The organism is Nostoc sp. DedSLP04, from assembly GCF_034530775.1.
In the GTDB taxonomy this organism is placed as follows: domain Bacteria; phylum Cyanobacteriota; class Cyanobacteriia; order Cyanobacteriales; family Nostocaceae; genus Nostoc.
In genome coordinates this window covers 42,310-45,306 of sequence record NZ_JAVRCL010000068.1, presented here as the reverse complement: position 1 = coordinate 45,306, position 2,997 = coordinate 42,310, and the positions used below count along the sequence as shown (strand labels likewise).

Annotated in this window: 2 protein-coding genes; one reads left to right on the top strand and one right to left on the bottom strand. The window is 37.8% G+C overall.

The window, feature by feature from the left end:
- Positions 1-146: 146 nt before the first annotated feature.
- Positions 147-1,478, bottom strand: a complete 1,332-nt coding sequence (locus tag RMX89_RS28860; RefSeq protein WP_416211848.1) for a hypothetical protein — start codon at positions 1,476-1,478, stop codon at positions 147-149.
- A gap of 676 nt (positions 1,479-2,154) precedes the next feature.
- Between RMX89_RS28860 and RMX89_RS28855 the strand changes: the two genes are divergently transcribed.
- The coding region (locus RMX89_RS28855; protein ID WP_322691341.1) for a FecR family protein at positions 2,155-2,997 on the top strand (843 nt) is incomplete at its 3' end.

The window sequence follows — 2,997 nt, the reverse complement described above, 5'->3', positions numbered from 1 at the left end:
GTCATTGGTCATTGGTCATTGGTCATTGGTCATTGGTCATTGGTCATTGGTCATTAGTTTTTAATAAAGGATAAATCACATTGGTCATTGGTCATTGGTCATTAGTTTTTAATAAAGGACAAAGGACAAATGACAAATGACAAATTTCAAAACCGACCTAATTGCAAACCATAATTAATACTGAAGAACCAACCATCAAAATCAATGTTTTCGGCGGTTGAACTACCTAAACTTACTCCAGCCTGGACATTCATATAAATGGTATCGGATATTTGGTAATTTAAGTGTCCGAATAGTCGATAAAATTCGTCTTCTCGATCGCGCTGTGTAAAGTCTGATAAACTCATTTGGTAGTCAACACCAACCTGGAGAGGCTTTTGCAAGTAGTAGTTCAGAGATACCCAAAAGGAATTGATTATCCGATTACGACTTTGGGGATCGGCAAAATTTACACTCAACTCGTAGAAGCTATCTAGGGTTAATCTTGAAGTTAGGGGATCTCGGCGTCCCAAAGATAGCTGTAGGGAATTTTCATTTAAAAAGCGATCGCCTGCTTTGAAGCTATCGGGGCGATCGCTGCTATTGGCATAAAATAACTGTTGATTGCTCCAACGGATTTCTCCAAACATTCGTTGGGATAGCTGCTGGTAAAGACTGAGATTGAATCTCACCTGATTGTAATGATATTGTGACTGATTTATATAACGAATCAGATTGCCATCGATTGAGCCATTTAAAAAAGTCTTAGATCCTAAAGGAAAATATGTAGAGGCTAATGTCAGTCCAGAAATAATTAAACCATCTTCTATGGGACTATCATTTGATGAAAATATGTTATTCGTTTGGAAGTAGCCGACACGTCCTTGTAGATAACCGATAGGTTTAAACTGAGGTACAGGTTGTTCTGTTGGTGGTGGTAGCTGTTGTTCTAAGGGTTGTTGTTCTAGGGGTCGTAACCGCACCCGTAATCCCAATTCGCGATCGCTATTAGATTCAAACGGTTGTTTTGGCGATCGTAGCAGTTCTATCAACCTATCTCGCCTTTGAGAATACTCTCCCTCAGGTAAATTTAATAGTTGCTCCTTTGAGTCTGAAGGAGATATGGGCAAATTATTTGGCGGAGATTCTAGCTGTGGCGGTTCATTTTGCTTTTGAGTATCTATAGGTTCTTCGGTTTGATCCGGGATTTGAGTCGTTTCTGGTGTTTGCTGTGCTAGATTTAACGGCATCTGAGAGTCTAAAGTATGTGACTCACTCGACAGCTTGCACAAAGAGTTAATTGCTTTTTGCTCCAACTTATGACATAACTGCTCATGAGTTACCTGTATAGTTGCTAAATGATTAGAATGCAAAACATCTGTAATTGCAGATTCTGACGCATCTACTCTAATGCAACACCAGCTTCCACCACTGGACGTTAACAAAATACAAAAAAACAAATTTTTCCAGTTCTTGAGTCGCATCTGGTTAGATCGCATTGATTGCATTTGGCAAATGTAGACCCACAAGCTGTATCAGAAGTTCCGACTACAAAGATACAGTTGATTGTATCTATATTTAGCTTTGTAGGTATATACTGAAACTACAAACTAAAATTACTGCTTTTCGGATTTTTCCCTAGATTTTTTTGTCAAACTGAGATGTTCCGATAAATTGCTGTTTAAATTTTAGTGAAATACAGCTAGTGGGTAATTTAACAATAAATTTTTAGAAAGTTATTGTCCCTCATAATTAACGATCCTCTAACTGAACTGATTATAAAGGATTATATGTAAGGTACTTCTGATTTAATTATTTATATCAAATACTAAGTTTTAAATATGCTATAGACTTTATTGGATACAATTTCATCTTCAGCAGGAAAAGTTAAATCAACTAAATGCATATTAAGTACATATAGTAATCAGTAATCCAATTTTATTCATGAAGTTGCTTACTTAGAGAAGGAACAGTAGACAGGAAAAAAAGCAATAAATGTGTACTGAGTGTTTTCAAAAATTAAATTTGAGTCATTTATTTCACTTATTATCTATTTTATGCATTAAATCGAAATTAAAATTTAAATTAATTTACCTAAAAAACTCTTACAACAATTAGCATTAGCTTAAAATTTAATTTTTATGATATTAGTTGAAGGTCAAAAATTGTCAAACTATGTTTTATAAATCGTTTCCATTATTGGTGATTGGTTTATGGGGACTTATAGTACTGCCTCTACCAAATCGGGTAAACGCTACAACTCCTCTAACGCGAGCAGAGATTCAGAACCTCCGCAACATCGTACAACTGATACCCAAAGATAAATTCAAGAAACGTCCTGCACGCAAATTAGATGCAATGACCCCTGGAGACGGGCTGTCAACTGGTCGAGCTTCTCTCGCAGATTTGCGTTTTAATGATGGCTCTTTGGCACGAGTTGGAGAACAGGCGTTATTTCAATTTTTGCCGAAGACTCGTGACTTTAAACTGACAAATGGGACTGTGTTGTTGCTCATCCCACCAGGAAAGGGGCAAACACGTATACAAACACCAAATGCAGCAGCAGCAATTCGTGGTTCAGCATTATTTGTACGCTACGACCAACAAACAGACACCACAATTGTAGGTGCGCTAACAAATAGCGGCATTGAAGTTTCTAACAAGAAAGCTTCTCAAACTCAGGTGTTGGAAGCAGGACAAATGGTGATTATAATTAAAGGCGAATTTCAGAGGTTATATGATTTTGATCTCAGAAATTTTTATGAAACGAGCCAGATGGTTCGAGAACTTGATTTGAACAGGCAGAGTCCTGTGCCTACACGCGATCCTGCAATCACCAGTGTTCAAGCCGAAACTGCTGCGGCTTTAAAAGCACAGTCACCTATAAAAGGCGAGGGAGTATTTGAAATGAATCTACCTCCTACACGCAACACCCCAACTGAGACAACATCCGACGCCCCAGCTAAGACAACACCCGACACTTCAGCTAAGACAACACCCGACACTTCAGCTAAGACA

Excerpts from the sequence above, each read along its gene's own strand:
- RMX89_RS28860 (WP_416211848.1), bottom strand. The coding sequence starts at position 1,478 with ATGCGATCTAACCAGATGCGACTCAAGAACTGGAAAAATTTGTTTTTT.